The 21,827-nt window shown below is 30.3% G+C and carries 19 protein-coding genes and 2 pseudogenes; 14 read left to right on the top strand and 7 right to left on the bottom strand.

The features are described 5' to 3' along the window. The first annotated feature begins 315 nt into the window (after positions 1-315). From ACAM25_RS13800 to ACAM25_RS13790, 3 genes are all read left to right on the top strand, one after another. Positions 316-1,716 (top strand): YncE family protein, encoded by a 1,401-nt coding sequence (locus ACAM25_RS13800; RefSeq protein WP_369610270.1) that lies wholly within the window; start codon positions 316-318, stop codon positions 1,714-1,716. After that, on the top strand, positions 1,623-2,045 hold the full coding sequence (locus tag ACAM25_RS13795; protein WP_369611699.1) for a DUF973 family protein: 423 nt from the start codon (positions 1,623-1,625) through the stop codon (positions 2,043-2,045). The genes ACAM25_RS13800 and ACAM25_RS13795 overlap by 94 nt, the downstream gene beginning before the upstream one ends. Before the next feature lie 686 nt (positions 2,046-2,731). Beyond that, entirely contained in the window at positions 2,732-3,553 is an 822-nt protein-coding gene (locus ACAM25_RS13790) for a hypothetical protein (RefSeq protein WP_369610269.1), read from the top strand. Positions 3,554-3,847: 294 nt separating this feature from the next. Here ACAM25_RS13790 and ACAM25_RS13785 read toward each other — a convergent pair whose 3' ends face one another. The 3 genes from ACAM25_RS13785 to ACAM25_RS13775 form a co-directional block, all read right to left on the bottom strand. Further along, complete coding sequence (locus tag ACAM25_RS13785; protein WP_369610268.1) at positions 3,848-4,546, bottom strand: hypothetical protein; 699 nt, start codon at positions 4,544-4,546, stop codon at positions 3,848-3,850. 806 nt (positions 4,547-5,352) lie between these two features. Further along, the gene (locus ACAM25_RS13780; RefSeq protein WP_369610267.1) at positions 5,353-5,763 is read right to left on the bottom strand and encodes a type II toxin-antitoxin system VapC family toxin; all 411 of its coding nucleotides are present in this window, start codon (positions 5,761-5,763) and stop codon (positions 5,353-5,355) included. Further along, positions 5,753-5,980, bottom strand: coding sequence for a type II toxin-antitoxin system CcdA family antitoxin (locus ACAM25_RS13775; RefSeq protein ID WP_369610266.1), 228 nt, complete (start codon positions 5,978-5,980; stop codon positions 5,753-5,755). The genes ACAM25_RS13780 and ACAM25_RS13775 overlap by 11 nt, the downstream gene beginning before the upstream one ends. 624 nt (positions 5,981-6,604) lie before the next feature. Between ACAM25_RS13775 and ACAM25_RS13770 the strand changes: the two genes are divergently transcribed. From ACAM25_RS13770 to ACAM25_RS13750, 5 genes are all read left to right on the top strand, one after another. Further along, positions 6,605-7,213: a helix-turn-helix domain-containing protein gene (locus tag ACAM25_RS13770; RefSeq protein WP_369610265.1), complete on the top strand. Its 609-nt coding sequence runs from the start codon at positions 6,605-6,607 to the stop codon at positions 7,211-7,213. A gap of 140 nt (positions 7,214-7,353) precedes the next feature. Beyond that, positions 7,354-8,769, top strand: coding sequence for an APC family permease (locus ACAM25_RS13765; protein ID WP_369610264.1), 1,416 nt, complete (start codon positions 7,354-7,356; stop codon positions 8,767-8,769). A 66-nt stretch (positions 8,770-8,835) separates the two neighbouring features. Then, positions 8,836-10,071, top strand: a complete 1,236-nt coding sequence (locus ACAM25_RS13760) for an FAD-binding protein (RefSeq protein ID WP_369610263.1) — start codon at positions 8,836-8,838, stop codon at positions 10,069-10,071. After that, positions 10,068-10,952, top strand: coding sequence for a DUF1177 family protein (locus tag ACAM25_RS13755; RefSeq protein ID WP_369610262.1), 885 nt, complete (start codon positions 10,068-10,070; stop codon positions 10,950-10,952). The genes ACAM25_RS13760 and ACAM25_RS13755 overlap by 4 nt, the downstream gene beginning before the upstream one ends. Before the next feature lie 36 nt (positions 10,953-10,988). Continuing rightward, positions 10,989-12,104 (top strand): M20 family metallopeptidase, encoded by a 1,116-nt coding sequence (locus tag ACAM25_RS13750; protein ID WP_369610261.1) that lies wholly within the window; start codon positions 10,989-10,991, stop codon positions 12,102-12,104. 230 nt (positions 12,105-12,334) lie between these two features. Here ACAM25_RS13750 and ACAM25_RS13745 read toward each other — a convergent pair. After that, positions 12,335-12,642 (bottom strand): annotated as a pseudogene (locus tag ACAM25_RS13745) (transketolase C-terminal domain-containing protein); the annotation flags it as partial. On the opposite strand from ACAM25_RS13745, the pseudogene ACAM25_RS13740 reads away from it, so the two are divergent. Then, positions 12,630-13,100, top strand: a pseudogene (locus tag ACAM25_RS13740) (cysteine hydrolase family protein); the annotation flags it as partial. The pseudogenes ACAM25_RS13745 and ACAM25_RS13740 sit on opposite strands and share 13 nt — an antisense overlap. On the opposite strand, the gene ACAM25_RS13735 reads toward ACAM25_RS13740, so the two are convergent. The 3 genes from ACAM25_RS13735 to ACAM25_RS13725 all read right to left on the bottom strand — a co-directional run bounded on the left by ACAM25_RS13735 (position 13,101) and on the right by ACAM25_RS13725 (position 15,198). Continuing rightward, positions 13,101-14,048: a hypothetical protein gene (locus tag ACAM25_RS13735; protein WP_369610260.1), complete on the bottom strand. Its 948-nt coding sequence runs from the start codon at positions 14,046-14,048 to the stop codon at positions 13,101-13,103. Between the two features lie 126 nt (positions 14,049-14,174). Beyond that, positions 14,175-14,450 (bottom strand): hypothetical protein, encoded by a 276-nt coding sequence (locus tag ACAM25_RS13730; RefSeq protein ID WP_369610259.1) that lies wholly within the window; start codon positions 14,448-14,450, stop codon positions 14,175-14,177. Beyond that, a complete protein-coding gene (locus tag ACAM25_RS13725) occupies positions 14,419-15,198 on the bottom strand; it encodes an ATP-binding protein (protein WP_369610258.1) in 780 nt (259 codons plus the stop codon). Before ACAM25_RS13725 ends, ACAM25_RS13730 begins: the two co-directional genes overlap by 32 nt. 134 nt (positions 15,199-15,332) lie before the next feature. Here ACAM25_RS13725 and ACAM25_RS13720 point away from each other — a divergent pair, with 134 nt between their 5' ends. The 5 genes from ACAM25_RS13720 to ACAM25_RS13700 all read left to right on the top strand — a co-directional run bounded on the left by ACAM25_RS13720 (position 15,333) and on the right by ACAM25_RS13700 (position 21,816). Then, the gene (locus tag ACAM25_RS13720; RefSeq protein ID WP_369610257.1) at positions 15,333-16,052 is read left to right on the top strand and encodes an ABC transporter ATP-binding protein; all 720 of its coding nucleotides are present in this window, start codon (positions 15,333-15,335) and stop codon (positions 16,050-16,052) included. After that, positions 16,049-17,377 carry a hypothetical protein gene (locus tag ACAM25_RS13715; RefSeq protein WP_369610256.1) on the top strand — a complete coding sequence of 443 codons (1,329 nt, stop codon included), beginning with the start codon at positions 16,049-16,051 and terminating at the stop codon, positions 17,375-17,377. The genes ACAM25_RS13720 and ACAM25_RS13715 overlap by 4 nt, the downstream gene beginning before the upstream one ends. Positions 17,378-17,481: 104 nt before the next feature. Continuing rightward, positions 17,482-18,771 carry an ATP-binding protein gene (locus ACAM25_RS13710; protein WP_369610255.1) on the top strand — a complete coding sequence of 430 codons (1,290 nt, stop codon included), beginning with the start codon at positions 17,482-17,484 and terminating at the stop codon, positions 18,769-18,771. Between the two features lie 54 nt (positions 18,772-18,825). Then, on the top strand, positions 18,826-19,203 hold the full coding sequence (locus ACAM25_RS13705; protein ID WP_369610254.1) for a hypothetical protein: 378 nt from the start codon (positions 18,826-18,828) through the stop codon (positions 19,201-19,203). A gap of 123 nt (positions 19,204-19,326) precedes the next feature. Next, the gene (locus ACAM25_RS13700; protein ID WP_369611698.1) at positions 19,327-21,816 is read left to right on the top strand and encodes a S41 family peptidase; all 2,490 of its coding nucleotides are present in this window, start codon (positions 19,327-19,329) and stop codon (positions 21,814-21,816) included. The last annotated feature ends 11 nt before the right edge of the window (positions 21,817-21,827 follow it).

The following is a 21,827-nucleotide window of genomic DNA, read 5'->3' as shown; positions in this document are numbered from 1 at the left end:
TTTATAATTTGATTTTTACATAGAGCTTAATTCGTAAGTTATGTATAGACTACTTAACTAGATATTAGTAGTAAAATCGATATTTTAAAACCTCAAATTATATTTAAAAATTTTTATCTTGTTTGTTGTTTTATTAAGGGAAAAAGAAAGACAATCTATTAATATCTCTAACTCTTGAAAAGTTAAAATATGCCTGGAAATAGATTAATAGTCAAAATTTTCATAAAGATTTATACAGAAAGCACATGAAAGATAAAAGGGGTATTTGAAATTTATCGTTATCTTTAAATATAAAAAGGAAGAGAATATAATAGGATGTCTATTAGAAAAGTAGGTTTAAATCTCGTCTTATTTTTGCTGACTATTTTATTGTTTAGTTTAACTTTCAACGTTTATGGAATTTCTCATATAGAGGGTACTCAAAATAATAATGCTAAATCTTACTCTACAAAAGATTTATCAAAACTTGGTATTCTATCTGAAGCATCTATTGTTCTTACTCATATTGAATTTAAAACTTTAACTATTAAAGTAGGTTCTTCGCCAGCATATGCAATTTACGATCCAAAAAATAACTATATTTATGTATTAAATTCAAGATCTAATACAGTTTCAGTTATAGCTAACACATCAGTTATAGCTAATATCTCCGTAGAGCCAAATCCAGTTTTAGGAGTTTATGACCCCACTAATGGTTATATATACGTGGTTGATAATAGCTCATTCTCTGTCTCTGTTATTTCTAATACAACCGTTATCACAACAATATCTTTAGGTACTCCACCTACTTCAGCCTTAAGTCCACCATTTTATAATCACATTTATATAACTGATGCGATTTATGACCCAGCTAACGGTTATATATATCTTGTTGACTATAGTGGTGAAAATATTATAGTAATCTCTGATACTTCTGTTATAGCGAATATACCAATAGGATTTAACCCTATTTCCGCTACTTATGATCCAGCTAACACAGATGTATTTGTAGCAGATTTTTGTAATCCAACTTTTAATATCCCTTCTAATCAAGTTTCAATCATTTCAGGCACATCAATTATTGGATCTATTAAGGTTGAAGTTGAACCTTACTCTGTTACTTACGATCCCTCAAATGGGTATTTGTACATAACAAATTATTTAGCTGGAACAATATCAGTTGTTTCTAGTACTCCTACTCCATATACAATAAATGCTGGTGGTTTACTTACAACAGCTACTTACAATCCTTCGAATGGCTACGTATACTTTATGGACCCTGGAGATAATACTGTAGTAGTTGTTTCTGGTACTTCCATTATAACTTCAATTAAAGCTTTTGCACCTAAGTGTGGTGTTTACGATCAAGCTAACGGTTACGTTTATGTTTTAGGAGATGGAGTTGTGTATATAATAAATAATACTCAATTATTGTACACAATAACTGTAGGGGAAAATCCAGTAAGTGCAGTATACGATCCTATAAACGGTTACGTTTATGTGGTTAATGAAGATTCTAATTCTGTTAGTGTCATTTATTCCGTTACTTATCTCCCTAGCTCCTCTACAGTTTCAACTTCTTCTGCTCCTATAATTTCTAGTTCGACTACTTCTTCAGTTAGTTCTTCTAATAATTATTTCATATTTTTAGTGCTAATAGTAGTGATTGCAAGTGTTTTTGCTGTTGTGGGTGGTATTCTTACCATAAAGAGGGGGGTAAGAAGTCTACTCCTATAGTTGCTCAACAATCAGCTTTTCCTATGATGCAACCTCCTACAATAAGGCCTAATTATGCTGGTGTTATAAAGAGTAATGGTACAATGTCTTTATACTTAGACTCTAACGTGAATGCAAAGATAATTGGAGTAGTTGTAGATAAGACTAATTTAGTGGCAGTAAACATAACACCAAATTATTTGACCGTTGGTCAAAATATTATTACGGTCACGTTAAACACATTACCACAAGGATTAACACCAAATAACGTGATATACCAAACAATAATGATAATACAATATAATAATCAAACTTTTACAATAACAATACCTACATACTACATACCGTGAAATCTAACTTTTACTGAAAGACTACTGTTTCCGGCAAGTCTTTCTAAGTTATTGGTCTATACTCATAATTACCTTTACATGGTTATTGGTCTAAAGACCTTTTATACTCACTAACGTTAAATCTTTTTAATAGTGAAGATCTTTATCTTTTTTAATCTCTATAAACGTCAGCTCGAATTTTTCTTTAATTTTGTAATAAATTATAACAGTTTACATAAATCCCACAGAGCAATTAAAATAGTATCTCACAAATTTAAATAATGGTATTAATAAGTTCGGATCTAAGATAGATTGAGTAATTTAAAGTAAAGTAATTTCACTCAATAGTTTTATTCTAATATATATTGCTAGAACAATAATCTAACTTTACGATATAAATAGTTTTCATTTTCACCAATTCCTCTGCTTATATATATCATTTTTAAGAAAAATGGTTTTATCTTGGTACATATAATTTCGTTTAATAGAAGTTTTCTTTTATCTTATTTCTGTTTCTTATATTTCAACTATATGGTTGAACTAAACAATATACTCGACTAATAATAACATACGTAAATATTACCATTTTATCTCGAATTATGACATCATAATTTGAACGTTAAAACAGATTTTAAATGATTCAAGCAATTTGTTTTCAAATTAAGGAAATCAGAAAACATTTATAATTTTCAATTCGAAATTATATTATGGAAGACCTCTCTCCTTTAACAAAACAACTTATTGCATCAATACTTAACAAGCTTTACAATTATGATGAGATCTATATCACAGACATCATTCCAGATAATAGACAATATGAAGGAAAATATAATATAATTAAGCATGTTCTCGAGGAAAATGGTGTAATAAAAATTGATGGAAATAAAATAAAAAAAGGGTATATTTATAACGAGAACAAAAATTATTTTGTTCTAAAAAGAGATATCAAAATTAACGTATCAGAAAGAGGAGACAGGGCTTACAGTTCTTTAACTGAATTAATACCATTAACACCTTTAGATAAAATCAGTCATATAATGCATAAACATCACTCAAAGACATCTTCTGACGTAGTAAGATGTAATAAAGTTAGAATTTATGATCCATTAAACTTAGGTAAAGTGACAGCCGATTGCAAAAAACAACAACAAGGGAATATTGTAAATATTGACGTTTCTTTTCAACCTTCATTAATTCCAGGACAAATAGTTACGTGGAGTTATTACACTTGGGATAAAGAGTATTACGGTACTACTATTGAAGAAATTATGAAAAAGTATAATGTTGATTACAGTAGTGAGGGAATTGCAATAGCTTCACCAACGTATTTAGCTAAAATAACCGTTGAATTACCATGGAAACCCAGTTTAGCTCAAGCTAAAGAATCCATAACTTCTCCCGTTAATATATTCTTAAATCCGATTACTATTCCATATAACTTAAAGATAGAAAATAATATGGTTACATTAGAGTTAGTTAATCCTCGAATGGGAGCTTATGCATTAGTTTGGAAACCACCAACGAAATAAATGCTAAATATTCTAAATAATCTATAGATTTTATGATAATTTAGCTATAGTAGTTAAAGAGTAAGTGAAAAGAAAGAAAATTGCATATATTTTTCCTTTTTAGTCTATCTTTTTCCTACGATAAACTGTTTATTAAATAGAGTTAATTGTTATTCATAGACTCTTTCAAAAAATGTTACAGTCAAATAATTGCTAAAAGATCTCATTAAGCATCATAAAATGATTCTAATTTATAATGAAATTATACTATAGAAAAAAGGAGCTACACATAAAAGGGGTAGTTAATTTCAGACCTTAACTTTCAGATAATATTTTGACTTTTATAATTTCTCTTTGGAAAGAGGACTTAGAAAAAATCTGTAGTAATTGATGCGGAGAGAGCGTAAAACCAGAGGTAATTATTACAATAACTTCATTTTCATGAACTAACACAATTTCACTTTCTGGATAAACAATTTGATAATAAAGATTTTGTGAAGTGAGCTCATAAGTGTTGTTAGAATATATATAATTAAAACTCTCATACGTACCATTAACTGTTACATTCGAAAGGGATAGTTGTTTAGCAAAAAGAGAAGCAGAAGAGCTAAAGTACATAATAGCTATTGCTAATACATCACTTTGATTATTAAAGAGAGTCTCTAGAGTGCCGTTGTTAGCAAATGATATCATTGTGCTCAATAATGGATAAATTGCAATATATTGTGAATCAAATCCTATAGTTGGTAGTGAATAATTAGTAGTGTTAAAACCTGTGGTATTTAAATAAATTACAACATATTTGTCATTTTTTAAATGCTGAAATGTTAAAGTGTAATTATTATTAATAGTCCAATCTCCTCCTAATACAGAGGACACATTTTCTGTTGATAAGGGAAGTGTAAAAACAACAGAAGAGTTAACGATTGGAGTAGAAAGTCTGATGAAGACAAAAAGTGCTATTGCTATTATCAAAAGAGCTACTAGCACGTAAGTTAACACTTTTGATATCATAACATAAAATAAACATAAAAAATAATAAAACTTTTCATACTTATGATTTCTTTTAAGGTTTATAATACTGAAAATTGGACATGTTCACTATGTAGTCATTAAGGTATAAATTATTTCTATACCTTTTCAATATACTCTTAATGTTTAGCATATATAATCATTTTCATTTAATCTTTAATTAGAGATTGATAATGCCTTAAATTATACCTAAAAGATGTCACTATAAGTGTGTCCCACAATTTTGCTTTTTGTAAATTTATAAAATAAACGGTCATAAGATAAACTATTTTTCTATTTTTATAACCTGATTTTTCTTGCTTAATATTCTATCAGGATAATGGAACTTTCCCTTTTTATAGAATTATTGGACACATTTATATAAATATGCAAAATTTTTAACTAAAGGATTTATAACTTAACGTTAAGAGAGTTAAGCAAAGTAGTTTTCTTTAAGGCAAAGAAGTATAAACCCTTAAATAAGAGTTCTCTTTGCAGAATTATGAAGAGGTTTCTGCATAAGTTTAATTTTAGGACGTGGGAGTTTCCTCGTAAGGTGAGTAGGGTTATCCCCTAATGGGAGTGAGAAGGATGAACGGGTTAATCCGCGACTTTGGTGAACTCCAAGGGTCGAGAATTGAATACAAAGTATATGAAATTCAATGAGACCCAAACCCGTAACAGAGGTAAAATAACGTCATGCGGAGGATAAATATTAAGTTCAACTTTTATTAAATACACAGATATAGTCTTATAAATGTTTACTTAAAATCAGAGATTATTTTTACACTTCATCAGGTACCTTTGTCTTATGATTGTTTATTTAGAATGTCTTCTAATCTTTTAGCGTTTTTACATTTATTTAGAAGTTCGGAGTCATAAGTAATTAAAGTATAACCTTTACTTTCAGCCACATAAACATAAGCACTATCATAAAAAGTTAAATCTCTTTCCATTGCAATCAACATTACTTCAACATAGTCAGTAACCTTTTCCGTCTTCATTTTACTAATAATAATCATGAAGTTCCTCATAACGCTAAGTGGATCCTTTATCCTTTTCAAAAGCTTAGCATCCTTCCATATAGCATTACCTAACTCATAAATAGTTAAATCAAGAATATGAGATGAAGAAATAAAATCTATGTTAACTTCATGAGTTAAAATCTTAAATAATAATGGGTATAAGGCTGATGTATCAAGCAAATATTCATCTTTCACTCCTATTCTCCCTTACTATTTTAATCCACTCATTAACAGTTACATCTTTCATATTTTCTATGATTTCTTTTGCTACTTCCCTTATTTTCTCCTCTTCCCTTCTCTTTATTTCCTCCTCTAACGCTTTTTCAACAACCTCCCTAATATTTATTCCTAGTTTTTCAGCCTTCTCTTTTAATTCTTTTTTAATCCTAATAGACAAAACTTCTGTAGACATATTCATGTATACATTACTACTGAATATATTTAAGTTTTTACACCGCATTGTATACATTCCGCATAGAGTTAAAAAATCAAGTTCTTACCATCTCTTATTACTCTTCTTGTAGAACACTGTTTACCCCGCCGTAAAAAGGCGAGGTTTGTCCTTTTTTTATCAAAAGATCCATAATATTACACAACGATAAAACTTATCTCTTTCTTTCTTAGATAGAGTATTTAACAATTATTCAAGAATTTCCTCCTTACGTCGTCATTAAACCATAAGTTATTTCTATACCTTTTCATTTTTTAATGTTTAGCATATATAAACATTTTCATCTAATCTTCATGTAGAGATCTCATAACCATAATTTTATACCTCAGTTACACTATGAACACAAAGTAAAAACGAATCAATTTATGAATTATGTTATCTATTCACTATTTATTGATTTATAAAGATTTTTGTAAGTTACTTTTGCTCAATATTTACTGTTATCCAATCACAAAAAAGAAAAATTTTTACTTTCTCTTCCTAAAGAAAAGTGAATTCTATTTAATTTATTCCCAATAAATTTATTCATATGTTTAAGTTTATAAAAATAATCCTTAAATACTATTTAAGATAATCTTTATAAGAATGAAGAACCTATACCACGTAAGGTTTTCAATATCTCATAAGGGATGTTGGACTGAGAAAATTAAGAACAGAATTAGAACAGTTAAGATTATAGATGAGGGAAACGAAGTAAAAGTAATTATTGCCTCTCCTTATAATATAGTTGAAGAATTGAGAAAATCAGAAAATGTAATTAAAATTTTAAAATATAAGAAGTTAAACGGAGGCTATTTAATAAAATTTTTAGAGGATAAACACTCCTCAATATCTGGGTTTCTCCTTAATTATGAGGATGATATACTGGATTATGATAATTATGTATATAAGGGAATAGAAGTTTGGGATATAATAACTCTAAACAATCAAATAGTTAAAGATTTAACTGAAAACTTTGGTATAGCTAATGTCAAAGTTAGGAATATTAAATTAGATAGCATAGTAAAAAATAACTTAACTGAGAAAGAATTACTTATTCTTAAAACTGCATTATTAATGGGATACTTCAATTATCCTAGAAGTGTAAAAGCAAAAGATATTGCTGAAAGTCTAGGAATATCAAAACAAGCATTTCTATATCATATAAGAAATTCTATAAGCAAACTCCTAAATTCAATAGATTTTAATATATAATCTTGCTTGTCATAAAACGAAACACCTAAACTTTAAACCTTATAAGTTTTACTATTAACAATGTTTAATGATTGTTCATATTAGTTTACTTAAAACTCAATTTTGTCAAAAATATATAATAGTATCTTAAAAAGTATCATATGGATGAAAGAAAAGAAGTTGTAAAAAAAGAATTAAAAAGAGAAGTATTAAACACTTGGCTAGTAGCAAGTTATGGAATAGCTGCAAACGCACCAATAGCAGTAGCAACTTTATATTTTGTTGGAATAGCTGGATTAGCTGGTGGCGCATTACCATTAGTTACAATTTTATCTTATTTAATTTATGCAACAACCTTAGTAGTGATCTACGAATGGAGTAAAGATATTGCTTCTGCTTATAGTTATATAGCTATAGTTAAGAAAGGTTTAGGGAGTAGTTTAGCTGCTTTTACAGTAGGTTACGGATATATTTATCAATACCTTATTTCTGGTACTGCTGGTTTTGGATTATTAGGATTAGCATCTTTCTTATATTTAATTTCTCCCTCAATACAGTCAACAATGCCGTGGTTATGGGCTGTCATAGTTATTGTAATGACAGCTGAAATAACAATATTAATGTGGTTAGGAGTTAAACCAACAGGTATGTTAAACTTAGCTATAGGTTTAATTTCTATTGCATTCTTAATTATTACTTCAATAGTGTTAATTGGAATAGCTGGAAGTAAAAATACTTTCTCAGTATTTACAGCACAACCGATAAACAACAACTGGATATTAGTATTAACAGCCATGATATTTGGAATTACAACATTTGGTGGAGCAACAACTCCTATTGGGGTTGCTGAAGAAGCTAAAACTCCAAAGAAAACATTACCAAGAGCATTACTTTTAGAGTTTGGACTATTAGGATTAGGATTAATATTAAACGCTTATGCTCAAACAGTTATCTATGGCCCGTCTAACATGTTTAATTATGCATCACTCCCAGATCCTATGATTGTAATTTATAGTAAATACTTTCCAACAATTGTTGTAATTCTCCTTATCGTGTTAGTAGCATTTATGTTCAATTCTTCTGCTATAGCATTTGCAACGAGTGGAAGCAGAATGATCTACGGAATGGCAAGGGATAACGTATTATATCCAAGGATGTTCTCTGATATAAATAAGTATGGTGTTCCTGGGAAATCAATAATATTAACTGGAATAATAACTGGAGGAATAAGTTTAATTTCTGGTTATATTCTAGGACCTTTAGAAGCTAGCATATTCCTAATAACCTTTGGATCATTTTATGTTGCATTCGGTCATTTATTTGCAGCAATAGGCCTTGTTATGCATAAAGTAAAGGTGAAAATGTTTGATATTATAAAGCATATAATAGTGCCTATAATTTCAGCAATAACTTACATTTTAGTAATTTATTTTGGTACATATCCAGCTCCAGCATTCCCATTAAACATTGCAGTCTACTTAGCTTGGGGTGTTCTTGGATTACATATAGTCATATATTATATTTTAAAGGTAAGAAAACCTGAAATAATGAAAAGGTTTGGCGATTATAGCTTATAAACCACTTCAATCCCTTTTTACATTGTTAAAGGTGATATTTTTATTGTTTTAAACTGATTTTTATATATGGAAGTTTTATTAAAGGAATTTGAGAGAGAATTTGGAGAAAAATTCACTACTGATAGAAAAATTATCGATGAAGCCTCTAAGGCACCTTATTTAGTCTCTCCAATCCTTTCAAAAATGGGTAAAAGTGCATTGGGAGTATTGTTTGTTAATGATGAGGAAGACATCAAGAACGCTTTATCAATTTGTGATAAATACAGAATCCCAGTTGTAGCTAGAGGTGCTGGAACATCAACTATTGGTCAAGTATTACCAATAAAAGAGAGTATAATTCTAGATATAAATAAAATGGAAGAGAGAATAGAATATGATGATAAATGGACTGTTATAACTCCTAGCGTAAAGGTTAAAAAAGCTTTAGACTATTTACGTAAAAGAGGAAAAGAGTTAAGAGTTTACCCAAGTAGCTTTTACATTTCAACCTTAGGTGGTTACATTGCTGGAGGAGATGTGGGAATAGGTTCTTTCCAATATGGTTATCATTTCGATAATAATGGTATAAAGAGTATAAAGATCATTGGACCAAAAGGAGACTTTAACCTACAAGGAAAAGATACTTTAGCTGTAGCTCAAGCAGCTGGAACAACTGGAATAATATCCAAAGCAGAAATAGCTACAGTAGACTATGAGGACTGGAAAGATCAACTAATTAGAGTAAAAGAACTAGAAGATGTTATAAAAATACTAAAAAATTTAAGCAACTACAGAAGTAAAATCAGAAGAATCACAATTGAAGATTCTGAGGCTTTCTCATTAGTTAGTAAAGGGAGAGTAGATAAGATTGGTAAATGGAATATTATATTAGCAAGTACTTTAAGCTTTGGTGAAGAAGTAAATTTAAGGTTCCTTGATGAGTTAGCGTTTGCTGCAATTTACGTTACTATGAGTAAATTAACAAACTTCAAAGAATACTTCTATGAAGTTAGATTATTGTCATTAGATAGTTTCAATAGAGTAGTTAAACAAGTAAAGGAGGCTTTAGATAAAAACGTTTTAATACACGGCGATGTAATGACATTAAGAAATGAGATTATAATTTATACTGTTTTCATATCCGAAAAACAGAACTTTGATGTTATTGATTCAATAATGTTAAAGGAAGGAATACCATTTGAAATACATTCAATAGAAGTTAATGATAGAGTTGACGAGGAGTTTAGATTAGAGTTAATGAAGAAGTATAAAATCATTGTAGATCCTCACAATATATTAAATCCGGGGAAATTGAGATTATGATTTTGAAAACTTTACTTGATGTAATTGACTTATTAGAATCAAATAACCCTTTGGAGTTACTAAAGAGAAAAATTCCAAAGGATATTGAATATGAAGAGAAAAAGATAGGTGAAGTTACTTATGTAAAAGCTTACTATAAAGGGGGAGGTAAACAAAGAATAGAAATTTTAGGAAGATTGGGAGCAATACAAATGAAAGAAAACAAGGGATTAGTATCTGATGCAGATGGAGCTATAGTTTCCTTAACTGCACTTCTCGAACTAGTAAATTTAATGCAAAAAGGAATAGAATTTGATATAGACATCTCAATAATTACTAACATTTCATTAAATGCTAAATTAATTTCTCACAAGCCCTTTAACTTCATGGTACCTTTAATAGATTTTAATGATGCACTAAAGGAAGAGGTAGATCCAAAAGCAGACTTAATTTTATCAATAGACTCTACAAAAGGGAATATAATTGCAAAATATGACGACTTTGCATTAACTCATGTTATTAAAGATGGATATATTCTCAAGCTAGACGATAATGTAATTGAGATTTACAATAGAATTACTGGACATGAAATTTATTTTATACCTTTAACAACAGGGGATTTAACACCAATAGATTTTAAGGTTTATCACATAAGTACTTTGGTTTCACCCTGGTTATACACAAACTCACCAGTAATAGGAATTGCAACAGTATCAAAACAAGTAATCCCGGGGTATGTAACAGGAGTATTAAATATTAACATGCTAGAACACGCTTCAAGATTTTGCTTAGAGATGATAAAGTATGTAGAAAAAGGTGGAAAAGTATATAATGAAGAAGAATTAAAGGAGTTAGAGGAAAAATTAGGAAAATCAAACTTAATTAAAGTAAAAAGAACGTGATAAAGTTAGGAAATACTTAAAACCATTGGGAGAAAAATGATAGAGAAATTACTTTCTGACCTTGTATCTTTCAAAACAGTAAATCCCCCTGGGGAGAATTACTCGGAAATTTCAAGCTACTTAAGAGACTTACTGAAAGAAATAGGATTTACAGTAGAGATAATAGAAATTGATGATGAGTATGTTAACAGAAATTATATTTATTATCCAAGAAATAAGGGATATAAAAGGTATATTGTCTTAGCTAAAAATGATAAAGAACCTTTAGTTCATTTCAATGCTCATTATGATGTAGTTCCACCTGAGGAGGGATGGTTAACATATCCATTTAAACTAAAAATTGTTGATGATTATGCTTATGGAAGAGGGACATCGGATATGAAAGGAGGAATTGTAAGCATGTACTTAACGTTAAGTAAAGCTAAGGTACCAGTAGAAATATCATTAGTACCAGATGAGGAAAGCGGAGGAATAGGTACTAAATACCTTATAGAGAAAAGAAAAGTCTCACCAAAGTATGTAATTATTGGAGAGCCAAGCTTTCCAAACATCTTCATTGGTCATTATGGAATAATTAGAGGTTTTATAAAAGTTAAAGGAAAACAAGCTCATGCTAGTATTGGAGGAGATAATGCATTTTTAAAAGCTTCTAAATTTGCATTAGAGATTGAAAAAGTTTATGGGGGATACATAAAGAGAAAAAATAAGAGAATCTCATTGAACCTCGGTGGTTATACTATAAACAGTAGTGATAATGATGGCATTGTTCCTGGTGAATTTACCTTCAGTTTTTATAGATCAATTTCACCAGAGGAGGAAGAGGTTGAGGAAGAAGTCAAAAAATTCATTAATGACATTGGAAGACAACTTAACATAGACTTTGAATTTAGCATAAAATCTAATGTGCCAGGGTATAAGATTGATGAAAAATCAGAATTGGTTAAAATTGCTGAAGAATGTGTAAAAAGAGCCATTTCAATAAACCCAGCAAAGTTAGTTTCTCAAATTAGATATGATGCTGTATTTTTTATGACCCAAGTAATAAATATTGGTCCGGGAGAAGAAGCACATAATCCTAATGAAAAAGTCAATATTAAGAATGTGAGGAAAGTGAGTGAAATTTACGATTGCATTTTAAATGCCTTGAAATAAGCTAACATGGATAATTCAAGAAGCTTTCAAAGAATAAGGGAAAAGAGTTTAGATAATGATGAACATTAGTTAAATTAATTCAAATAGATTTGACGTAGAATGTGTTAAATGCGTTTAATATGTTAGTTATTTCATCAGCAATTTACACTTCATATATGAATCTAAAGGAAACGAAGTAACTTTGCTGGAATGAACAAAAGTTCAAACTGAGAAAAAAGATAAAAAGAAAATTAACTACTTTGAACTAACCTCTTAGCCTCTGAGTATATTCTATCAACACTTGGTATAACAGTATTTTCGAGAGGTTCAGAGAAAGGTATTGGAACATCAGGGTTAGCAACTCTAACTATTGGAACTTTAAGGTCTTTTAATGCTTTAGCTTGAATTCGAAAAGCAATCTCACCAGTCATGCCATAGCTCATATAATCTTCATCAACTATCAGAACTCTCCCAGTTTTTTAGCAGACTTAACAATGGTTTCCTCATCTAACGGTACTAGAGTTCTTAAATCAATAACTTCAGCAGATATTAACTCCTTTACCAGAGAGATTTCAAAACCCAGCTTTTAGAAGATCTTTTAATCCCGGAGATATAGTCAAAGAAGTATATCCTCAGCCTGGAGATGTTGTACTTAATAAAAACACACCAAGTATTTTTGTTGGAACAAACTTTGAATTGATGTTATAGTCATTTTCATTGAGAATGCAACGGATAAATTTCAATCATACGACCTTATTTATGGATGACGTTGCATTTACTATGAAAATGACTATAAGAAACGTTGGAATTACTACAATTGTCTTTACTGGAATCGTTACTGATATTGGAGTAGAAACTTCTGCTAGACATGCTCAAGCCTTAGGTTTCTTACCAGTAATTGCTAAGGAAGCAGTATCTTCATCAGATAAATCAGCTCATGAAAGGTCGTTGCAAAATCTTCAAAGATTAATGTTAGTTCTTGATAACAAGGATATTATTGAGAGGTGGAGTTCTTAACTAATATCCTACTGGTGAGAAGGCTAAATTTATGATAAGCGGTCCGTAATAGTCTAGGTTGGGCAATACTTTTATTCTTAATGTTAAGTACTTCACTGAGTCTGGTGGGAGGAGTAAGTGAGGATTACTAATATTCGTTGGAAATACTGGAAATACTCCATAAAATGATAACTCATAACCATATCTAGTACATACATTCTCTATCTGAAAAGTAATATTGATTATTGTACCATTTTTTATTACACTAAGACCGGGTTCTATGCTTGCAGATATTGGTGGGGAAACGCTCTGTATAATTACTAATAAGTTCCTCCCTGGTTCATTGTTAATTTTAATCCCTTGAAACACGTAAAGATATACGTTTGGTTTTATAGGAATTCTAAATAACACATTTCCGTTATTAACATATTCTAACATGTATGACGCATTTGCATTTACAAACGGGAGGAAAACCACATTACCTTCCGTGCTTTCACCTTTAGTTAATGTGACTTGATGTAAATAAATGCCGGGTAGTCCTTTGATTAGCTTAAACGTGGCATTAATTGTTGAGATATTATAATTACCCGGAGTACCGTAATAGCAAACTAAATGGAAGTTACTAGGAGATACATTTAGTTGAGAATTTCCTTCATATGTTATTTGAATAAATACTGCAAGTACAGCTCTTGAAGTTCCCGTGACTTCTTGACCATTTATTGTCATCGTATAAACTCCTATATTGTTATAGTAGGCTAAACCGTAGCTGTAAGTTATGTTAATGAACGTTACTTTCATGTTGGTAGGATAAATAGGTGATGGAGGAGACTTTGCTTCAGAAACAGTAGTTGTTGTCAAAGTTGACGTCGTCTTATTGTAAGTCAAAAAATTAAGTTTTCCTTGATCATAGTATAATACTACTGCTATTATAACTATAAATAATATTGCAACAGCGAAGAGAGTTTTCATATGTTAAGCTTTTTTACAATCAAATTTTTAAATTTTTCTTAAAATTCCTCGTAACTTCTACTATACAGAACAAACTCGTTAATGTCAATTTAATTGATGGCAGTAAAGGAGAATTTACAAGAGATATTATAAGTTAAGTATTGCTTTCCTATATACTGGGTCAGTAACGATGTAAACTTTCTCCTTCTTTTCGACAATATGTAGTCTTTCAAGCTTATCTAAGAAAGAAGATAATGTTTCACTAGAAACTTTAGTTTCTCTTTCTAATAAACTCCAATTAGCACCATAAACCATTAGTTTCAAAGCCTTCTTTCTCCAGCTTTTTCTCTCTATTGCATTATTTATCTCTTCCTTTGCTATACTTATTGCTTCAGTTATACTGTCTCTTAGTGCCCCCTTCATGGGGTTTAATGCATCTATTTACACCATATATGTTTAACCAACCTACTAATGTTCCTAACTCTTGCAAAACTTCATTAATTTCTTTCTCGTTATATTTTACTTTGCATTCATCAAGTCCCTCAATAAGATATTCCCTAGCAATTTCCTCACTCCAAGGTTTTAAGAAAATTTCAGTAGGTCTCCTTCCAGCTAATGGTTTTTCTCCTTTTTGTTCAAGCAAAGTTTTTATTAAACCTATAGCTGATCCAGTGAAAATAATTGAAAGCGAAGGACATGAATTAAGAAGTCTGTGAAAAACTGGTATTAAATGGTTTATCCCTTGTTTTAAATCTTGAGCTTCATCCAAAATTAAGATTGTATCTGAGCAAATTGACTTTATAATTGCCTCAATAACAGTAGTACTTCTTATTCTAAACGAAAGTGAGGCTACACCGATTTTTACACCTAAACTTTCTAATGAATCTCTTACTTTATCGACGAGATTTTTAGGAATAGAGGAATAAAGTCTGTTAATGAAATCTTTTAATCCTTTCACTTTTACAAGGTCAACGTAAATTGTCTTACGATTGGAGAATGTATTTGAAACTGATAATGCTAAGCTTGTCTTTCCACTCATTCTAGGTCCTAAAAGAATTACCCATTCATTTCTTTCAAGTAGAAAGGATAGTTGTTTTATTTCCTCCTCTCTATCAAAGATTTCTTCTACACTTTGCCTAGGCTTTTTTGAAAATATAACTTTGCCCCCCAAACTACTTTGCCCCCCAAAGTATCTTTTTCGTAATTTAAAAAATTTAATAGAAGAAGAGCATTCTTCATACTTAAAAGGAAAGGAAAATATCTTAGTTTCAAAAATCTTTTTATCTTCAACCGGTACTTTAAAATGTGGAATGCATAGAACTTGAAAATGTAGTTAAGAAATTTGGAAACGTTACTGCATTAGATGGATTATCATTCTCAATTCCTTGTGGTGGGAAATATGCATTAATTGGTCCAAATGGGGCAGGAAAATCAACAACCTTAAAGATCTTAGCTGGACTCTTAACCCCAGATCTTGGGAATGTGAAAATTAAAGGAATGAGTCCTACATCAAAGGAGGTAAAAAAGATTCTTGGTTATTTACCAGAAGATGCTATGCCTTATCGTGTTCTTACAGTTTTAGAAAACCTTGAATATATTGCCTCTTTACGTGGTTTACCAAATCCAAGACAAAGAGCTTTAGAAATGATTTATCTCTTAAATCTTAAAGAATACATGTACACTGAGGCTGGAAAGCTTTCAAGAGGAAATTTACAAAAGCTTTCAATAGCAATGACTTTACTTCATAATCCGGAAATAATTTTACTTGATGAACCTTTAAACTACTTAGATATTCCTACTCAAGAGCTTGTGATCTCTATCTTAAAAAATTTCGTAACTTCAACACTTTTAGTTTCAACTCACATAATGTCGATTGCAACTAGATTAGCTACTAATGCTATCATAATTAACCACGGTAGAGTTATATGGAGTGGTACAATAGAAGAGTTAAGAAAAATGGGAAATGAGAATGAGCCAATAGAGAGTATAGTAGCAAGAATATTGACAAAAGGACCTCAAATATGATATGGAAAATTGTGAAACTAAAGTTAAAAACTAGATTTAGTATCCCTCTCATAATAGCTAATAGCCTTATCATAGCTGTGTATGTTATAACTGCATTTTCATTTCGATATTTAAAAGAAACTTCGGTTTCACTCCTAGCTTTATATCTTCTAATGTTCTTTTTCTTACTTACTATACAACTAGTAGGTAGTATAGGTAATCCTGCTGGTCCTCTATTATATGATAAATCCGACTTTGACTTTCTATTCACAATACCAGCAGATAAGAAAGATTTTGCATTAGCTTTCTTTATCTTTTCTATTATTCTCAATTTGTTAACTTTTTCATTACCCACTTTTATTTTTCTCATCTTTATTATGGGTGTGTATTCATTACCTTTTGTTATCTCATTGGCAATTTCTTTTACCACACTTAATGTAATCACGAACAAATTTTCAAAATATAGGTGGATAATAATTCTCGTGATAGAGTTATGGTTCCTATCCTTTTTGTTTAAGTTCCCATTATCTCCATTATCTGTAATTTACGGTGACTTCATAGGTTATTATACTTATATTGCTTTCTCCATACTTACTATACCATTTTACTTTAAGTACTATACAATTCCTACACAACTAAATGTTTTAGTTTTAGGAGGAAGAAGAAAAGAAATTGCATTTTCATCTTCAATTTTTATGTCAATGTTAAAGAAAAATATAAGAATAGCTGGTCATACTGGATTAGTTTCCGTGAACTTAAGAGGGTACTTGATCCTTTCCTCAATATTGTCAGTAATTTATTACGTCTTTGAAGATCTGCTTAGAGGAATTCCCATATTTACGATTCAAAATATAAATATAGGAGTGTTAATAGTTAACGTAAGTCTCCTTTTTAACATCATGGTGTATTCCCAGTTTTCTTTGGTCGGTGAGGCAGTCTGGATTTATATAACTGTTATGGATGAAAGAACGTTTATCAGATATTATATTGCTTCAAAACTCATACCCCTATACCTTGTAACTTTTCCTTTAATTGTCGTATCATCGATATTAGGCAATATTGAAGAGACTTTATTAATTCTTTCTCTTCCACTTTTCTTTATAACACTTACATACACATTGATGTACTCTCCAATTATTTCTAAACAAGGAATTGTAATGGAGAGAATAACACTTGGAAAAACTTCCTTGTTCGGACTTGTTCTTTCAATTTACATGTTACTTATAACAGTATTTTTCATGTTCTTCCCTCTTTACGTTATTCTCTTTATCGTAATATCTAACTTAGCCTTGTTATTTGTAAGTTGGAGAAAAGCAATTGAAAACTACATTATGAAGGAAATATAATCTCTATGAAGATAATGGAAAACTTGTCAATTAAATGACAAAATTTACGGAAAACTTGTCAACAATATGACAAGATTTAAATAAAAGTTGACAGATAATTATCAGTGTCACTATATTCTCAAATGAGCTTTCAAAACCCTTGGTGGATCGATTCCAAGAAAATTTATGACGATGAAAATGTAAAAAAGGGTAAAATTTACATCCCTTCTCTCTCTCAAAATTCCCTTATCTTAGGTCCAAGACAAGTAGGGAAAACAACTTTCATTAAACTTACAATAAAAAACTTTCTTGAGAAAGGGGTTAAACCAGAGAAAATACTTTTCTTTTCGTGTGATGCTCTCTCAAAAAAGGAAGAGTTAATAGAACTTGTTCATGAATATAGAACGTTGATAAACAGTGGGGAAGAAAGTTATATTTTCCTTGATGAAATAACGTCTGTCAAGGACTGGAATATTGGTTTACTTCACTTATTCAATGCCGGTTACTTTAAAAATTCCTTAGTATATGTCACTGGTTCCTCTTCAGTAAATCTTTACAAAGAAACTTTACCGGGTAGACCAATACAAAAAGTTATATTTTATCCTTTGAACTTTCGAAATTATTTTAATATTTTCTATAAAAGACTAGAAGTGCCTACTGTCAAAGTTTATGAAAGAGATAAAATTTTTGAATACTCTGTTAGACTTCTCCCTTACATATCTGAGTTAAATAAGGCATTACTTGAATATGTTAAAAAAGGCGGTTATTTTGCAACTAATTTAGTTAACGATCCAATTTCCCTTTACGAAATTTATAAAGATGCAATTCTTTCAGAAATTTTAAAGGCAAATAAGGACGAACTTCTTTTTAAGCAAATAGTTAGAAAAATAGTTGAAAGTATTGGGAGTAGAATTTCGGATAATACAATAGCTAAAGAAATTTCAGTTTCACATAACACAGTTTCGGATTACCTAGAAACAATGGAAAAACTCTTCATTATTAGAATCTTTAGGAAGAAAGAAATTGATACGGGGAAAATTAACTTCAAATCTTTTAAAAAAGTGTACTTTCTTGATCCTTTCTTATTTAGAGTAATGAAAAGATACAGCATAGGTGGAGATCTTGAGAATCACGAAATACCAATCTTAATAGAGGGAGTAGTTGGAGAACATTTAGCTAGAGAGTATGGTGAAGCAACATATACTTTCTTTAAGAGTGGTAAAGAAATTGATTTTCTAGTAGGTAAAATTGGAATTGAAGTAAAATGGGAGAGAAATATAAAAAGAATCTCATCTTTACCTAGTTACGTTCTCTCATTAGATGAATTTGAAAAGAAAAATGACACGATAATAATTCCAACTTCAATTTTCCTTTATCTCATCTCTTCTGATAGAATTTTTTATGAATTAACGTAAGTAAGCACATTCATTTCAATAATTTTTTATAATGTAACTCAAATTTCCTAATATATGAAAGGATATTACATGTTTCCAGATATTAAAGAAAATTTAATTGCTTTTACTACAGATGATGACATTTGGATTTACGACATAAGTAAAGGGACTGCAAGTAGAGTAACTAGTGGTAATGGTGTTTCAGTATGGCCTAAAATAAGTCCAGATAAGAGAAGTATAGTATTTACCAGAATTTGGTTAAATAAAGGGAAATCTGTTTCAGATCTTTTTCTTATTGACGAAAATGGTGAAAGGAGAATTACTTATTTTAACACCCTTTCAATAAGAGTTTCTCAATGGATTTCAGATAAAGAAATTATAGCAATAACTGATTATAAAACGCCTTTTTCAACAGTCGCTTATAAAATAAACGTAGAAACTGGGGAATATTAAAGGCTTGATTATGGAATAGTTTCAAACGTAACAATTAAAGACAACGTCGTTATTGTGGCAAGAGGCTATCAAGATCTCCCATTTTGGAAAGGATATAAAGGTGGTACAAAAGGAGAATTTTGGATTTCTTTTGATAATAGTAAAACTTTCAAGAAATTCTTATCTTTAAACGGAATAATTAGTTGGCCAATCATAATTAATAACCGCGTTTATTTCCTTTATGATAATGATGGAAAATCAAATTTATACTCAGTAAACCTCGATGGGAGTGAATTAAGACAACACACATTCTTAGAATATTGTAGAAATGCATCTAGCGATGGAAAATTAATTGTATTTCAACATAAAGGTGATCTTTATTTATTTAATCCTCAGAAAGACGAGTTAAGAAAACTTGACATTTCAATATTTACTGATAGAAAGAAAAGAAAACCTCACTTTGTTTCAACATTTGATTACATTACAGATGGTAAAATTGGCAATGAATATTTAGCAATTGTTAGTAGAGGTAAAGTATTCATAATGAAACCTTTTGAAGGTCCAGCATATCAATTGGGAGAAAAACAAGGGGTAAAATATTATTCTATCCAAGTAACTCCAGATGGAAAAGTAATAGCAACTAATGACAAAAGGGAATTATTAATTCTCTCTCTTGATGGCGAAAAGAAAATCAACGTTAATTTAGGAAGAATTGAAAGCATGAAAATTTCACCAGATGGTAAAAAACTTCTAGTCTCAAATAACAAACTTGAATTATGGCTTGTAGAGCTAGATAGTGGTAATGCAAAGCTTATTGATAAAAGTGAATATGGTATAATTACTGAAATGGATTGGCATCCTAATAGTGAATGGTTTGCATACTCATTCCCAGAAGGTCCTTATACTAGGTCAATCAAACTTGGAAATGTGAGTGGTAAAATAATTAGAATAACTTCACCTTATGGCGATGACTTTTCACCCTCTTTCGATCCAGATGGTAGATACTTATATTTTCTGTCAGTTAGGCATTTAGACCCTACGGCAGATAAAGTAATATTTAACATGAGTTTTCAGAAGGCAATTAAACCTTATTTAGTTACATTAGCCAACGTTTATTCCCCATTTAACCAACCTCTTGAAGAAATTAAAGATAAGAAAGAAATTGAAATTGAGGGAATACAAGATAGGGTAATCCCATTCCCAGTTGATGAAGATGTTTATGTAAAAATTGAAGGAGCAAAGGGTAACAAGGTATTTTTACTAACTTTCCCAGTGAAGGGTAATTTATCTCAAGACGAGACGTTGGGTAAATTATTAGTTTATGATCTTGATAACGAAAGCTTAGACACTTATCTTGAAAACGTAAGATTTTTCTCACTTTCATTAGATAAAAGCAAAATATTAGTTCAGCTAAAAGATGGAGTAAGGTTATTTGACGTATCAACTAAACCAGATTTAAATGCACAAGGCAAGAAAGGTGGCGTTGTAGATCTATCTAGGGTAAAAGTTCTTGTTGACCCAGAAAAAGAATGGAAACAAATGCTATCTGAAGCTTGGGAATTAATAAAGGAAAATTATTGGAATGAGAAAAGACTTAATAACTGGGATGAAGTAATAAATAAGTATTTACCACTAGTGGATAGGATAAGCACTAGATTTGAATTAGCAGATTTAATTAACGAAATGCAAGGTGAAGCTAAAACTTCCCACTCTTACCAATACGTTTATAGTTATGAAACTGATGATCCATTATTCACTTACGGTTTAGGAGCTGAAGTAAAGTTTGAGAATGGATGTTTTAAAATTACAAGGATTTATAAGGGAGATCCTACAAATGAGAACGAAAGAAGTCCCTTACGTGATCCCGGAGTTCAATTAGAGGAAGGAGATTGTATAGTTTCAATTGATGGAGAGAGTATAACTTATAGGCAAATAGAGTATTATTTAATGAATAAAGAGAACGTAACTCTTGATGTAATAACAAAAGATGGCAAAAAGAGGAGAGTGTATGTGCGTCTATTGAAGAATGAAAAGTATTTACTTTACCGCGATTGGGTAGAAAGGAATAGGGAATATGTTCATGAAAAGACTAATAACAAGGTTGGTTATATTCACATACCAGATATGATGTTTCAAGGTTTTGCAGAATTTTACAGGCTTTTCGTTTCAGAGTTTGATAAAGAAGGCTTAATAGTTGATGCTAGATTTAACAGGGGTGGATTTATATCTGGTTTAATTCTTTCCCGCCTACTTTTAAAAAGGCAAGGAGAGGTAGTTAGTAGAAATAGGAAACCAATCCCAGAACCTTATATGTCTTCTCCACCTAAATTAGTTGAAGTAGTTAATGAATATGCTGGTTCAGATGGTGATATCTTTACTTATCTATTTAAGAAATACAAGTTGGGAGTTGTTATTGGAAAAAGAACTTGGGGTGGTGTAATTGGAATTTCACTAAGGCACACTTTAGCAGATAGAACAGTAGTAACCCAACCAGAGCATGCTGTTCACTTCTATGAAATTGGATTACAAATTGAAAATCAAGGTGTCGAACCAGATATAGAGGTTGATATTCCACCGGGAGAAAAAAGAGATTTACAATTAGATAAGGCTATTGAAATGATAAGTGGAAAATAAAAAAGAAAGGA

This window comes from Sulfurisphaera javensis (assembly GCF_041154675.1).
Lineage (GTDB): Archaea > Thermoproteota > Thermoprotei_A > Sulfolobales > Sulfolobaceae > Sulfurisphaera > Sulfurisphaera javensis.
This window is presented reverse-complemented; position numbering and strand designations above follow the sequence as displayed.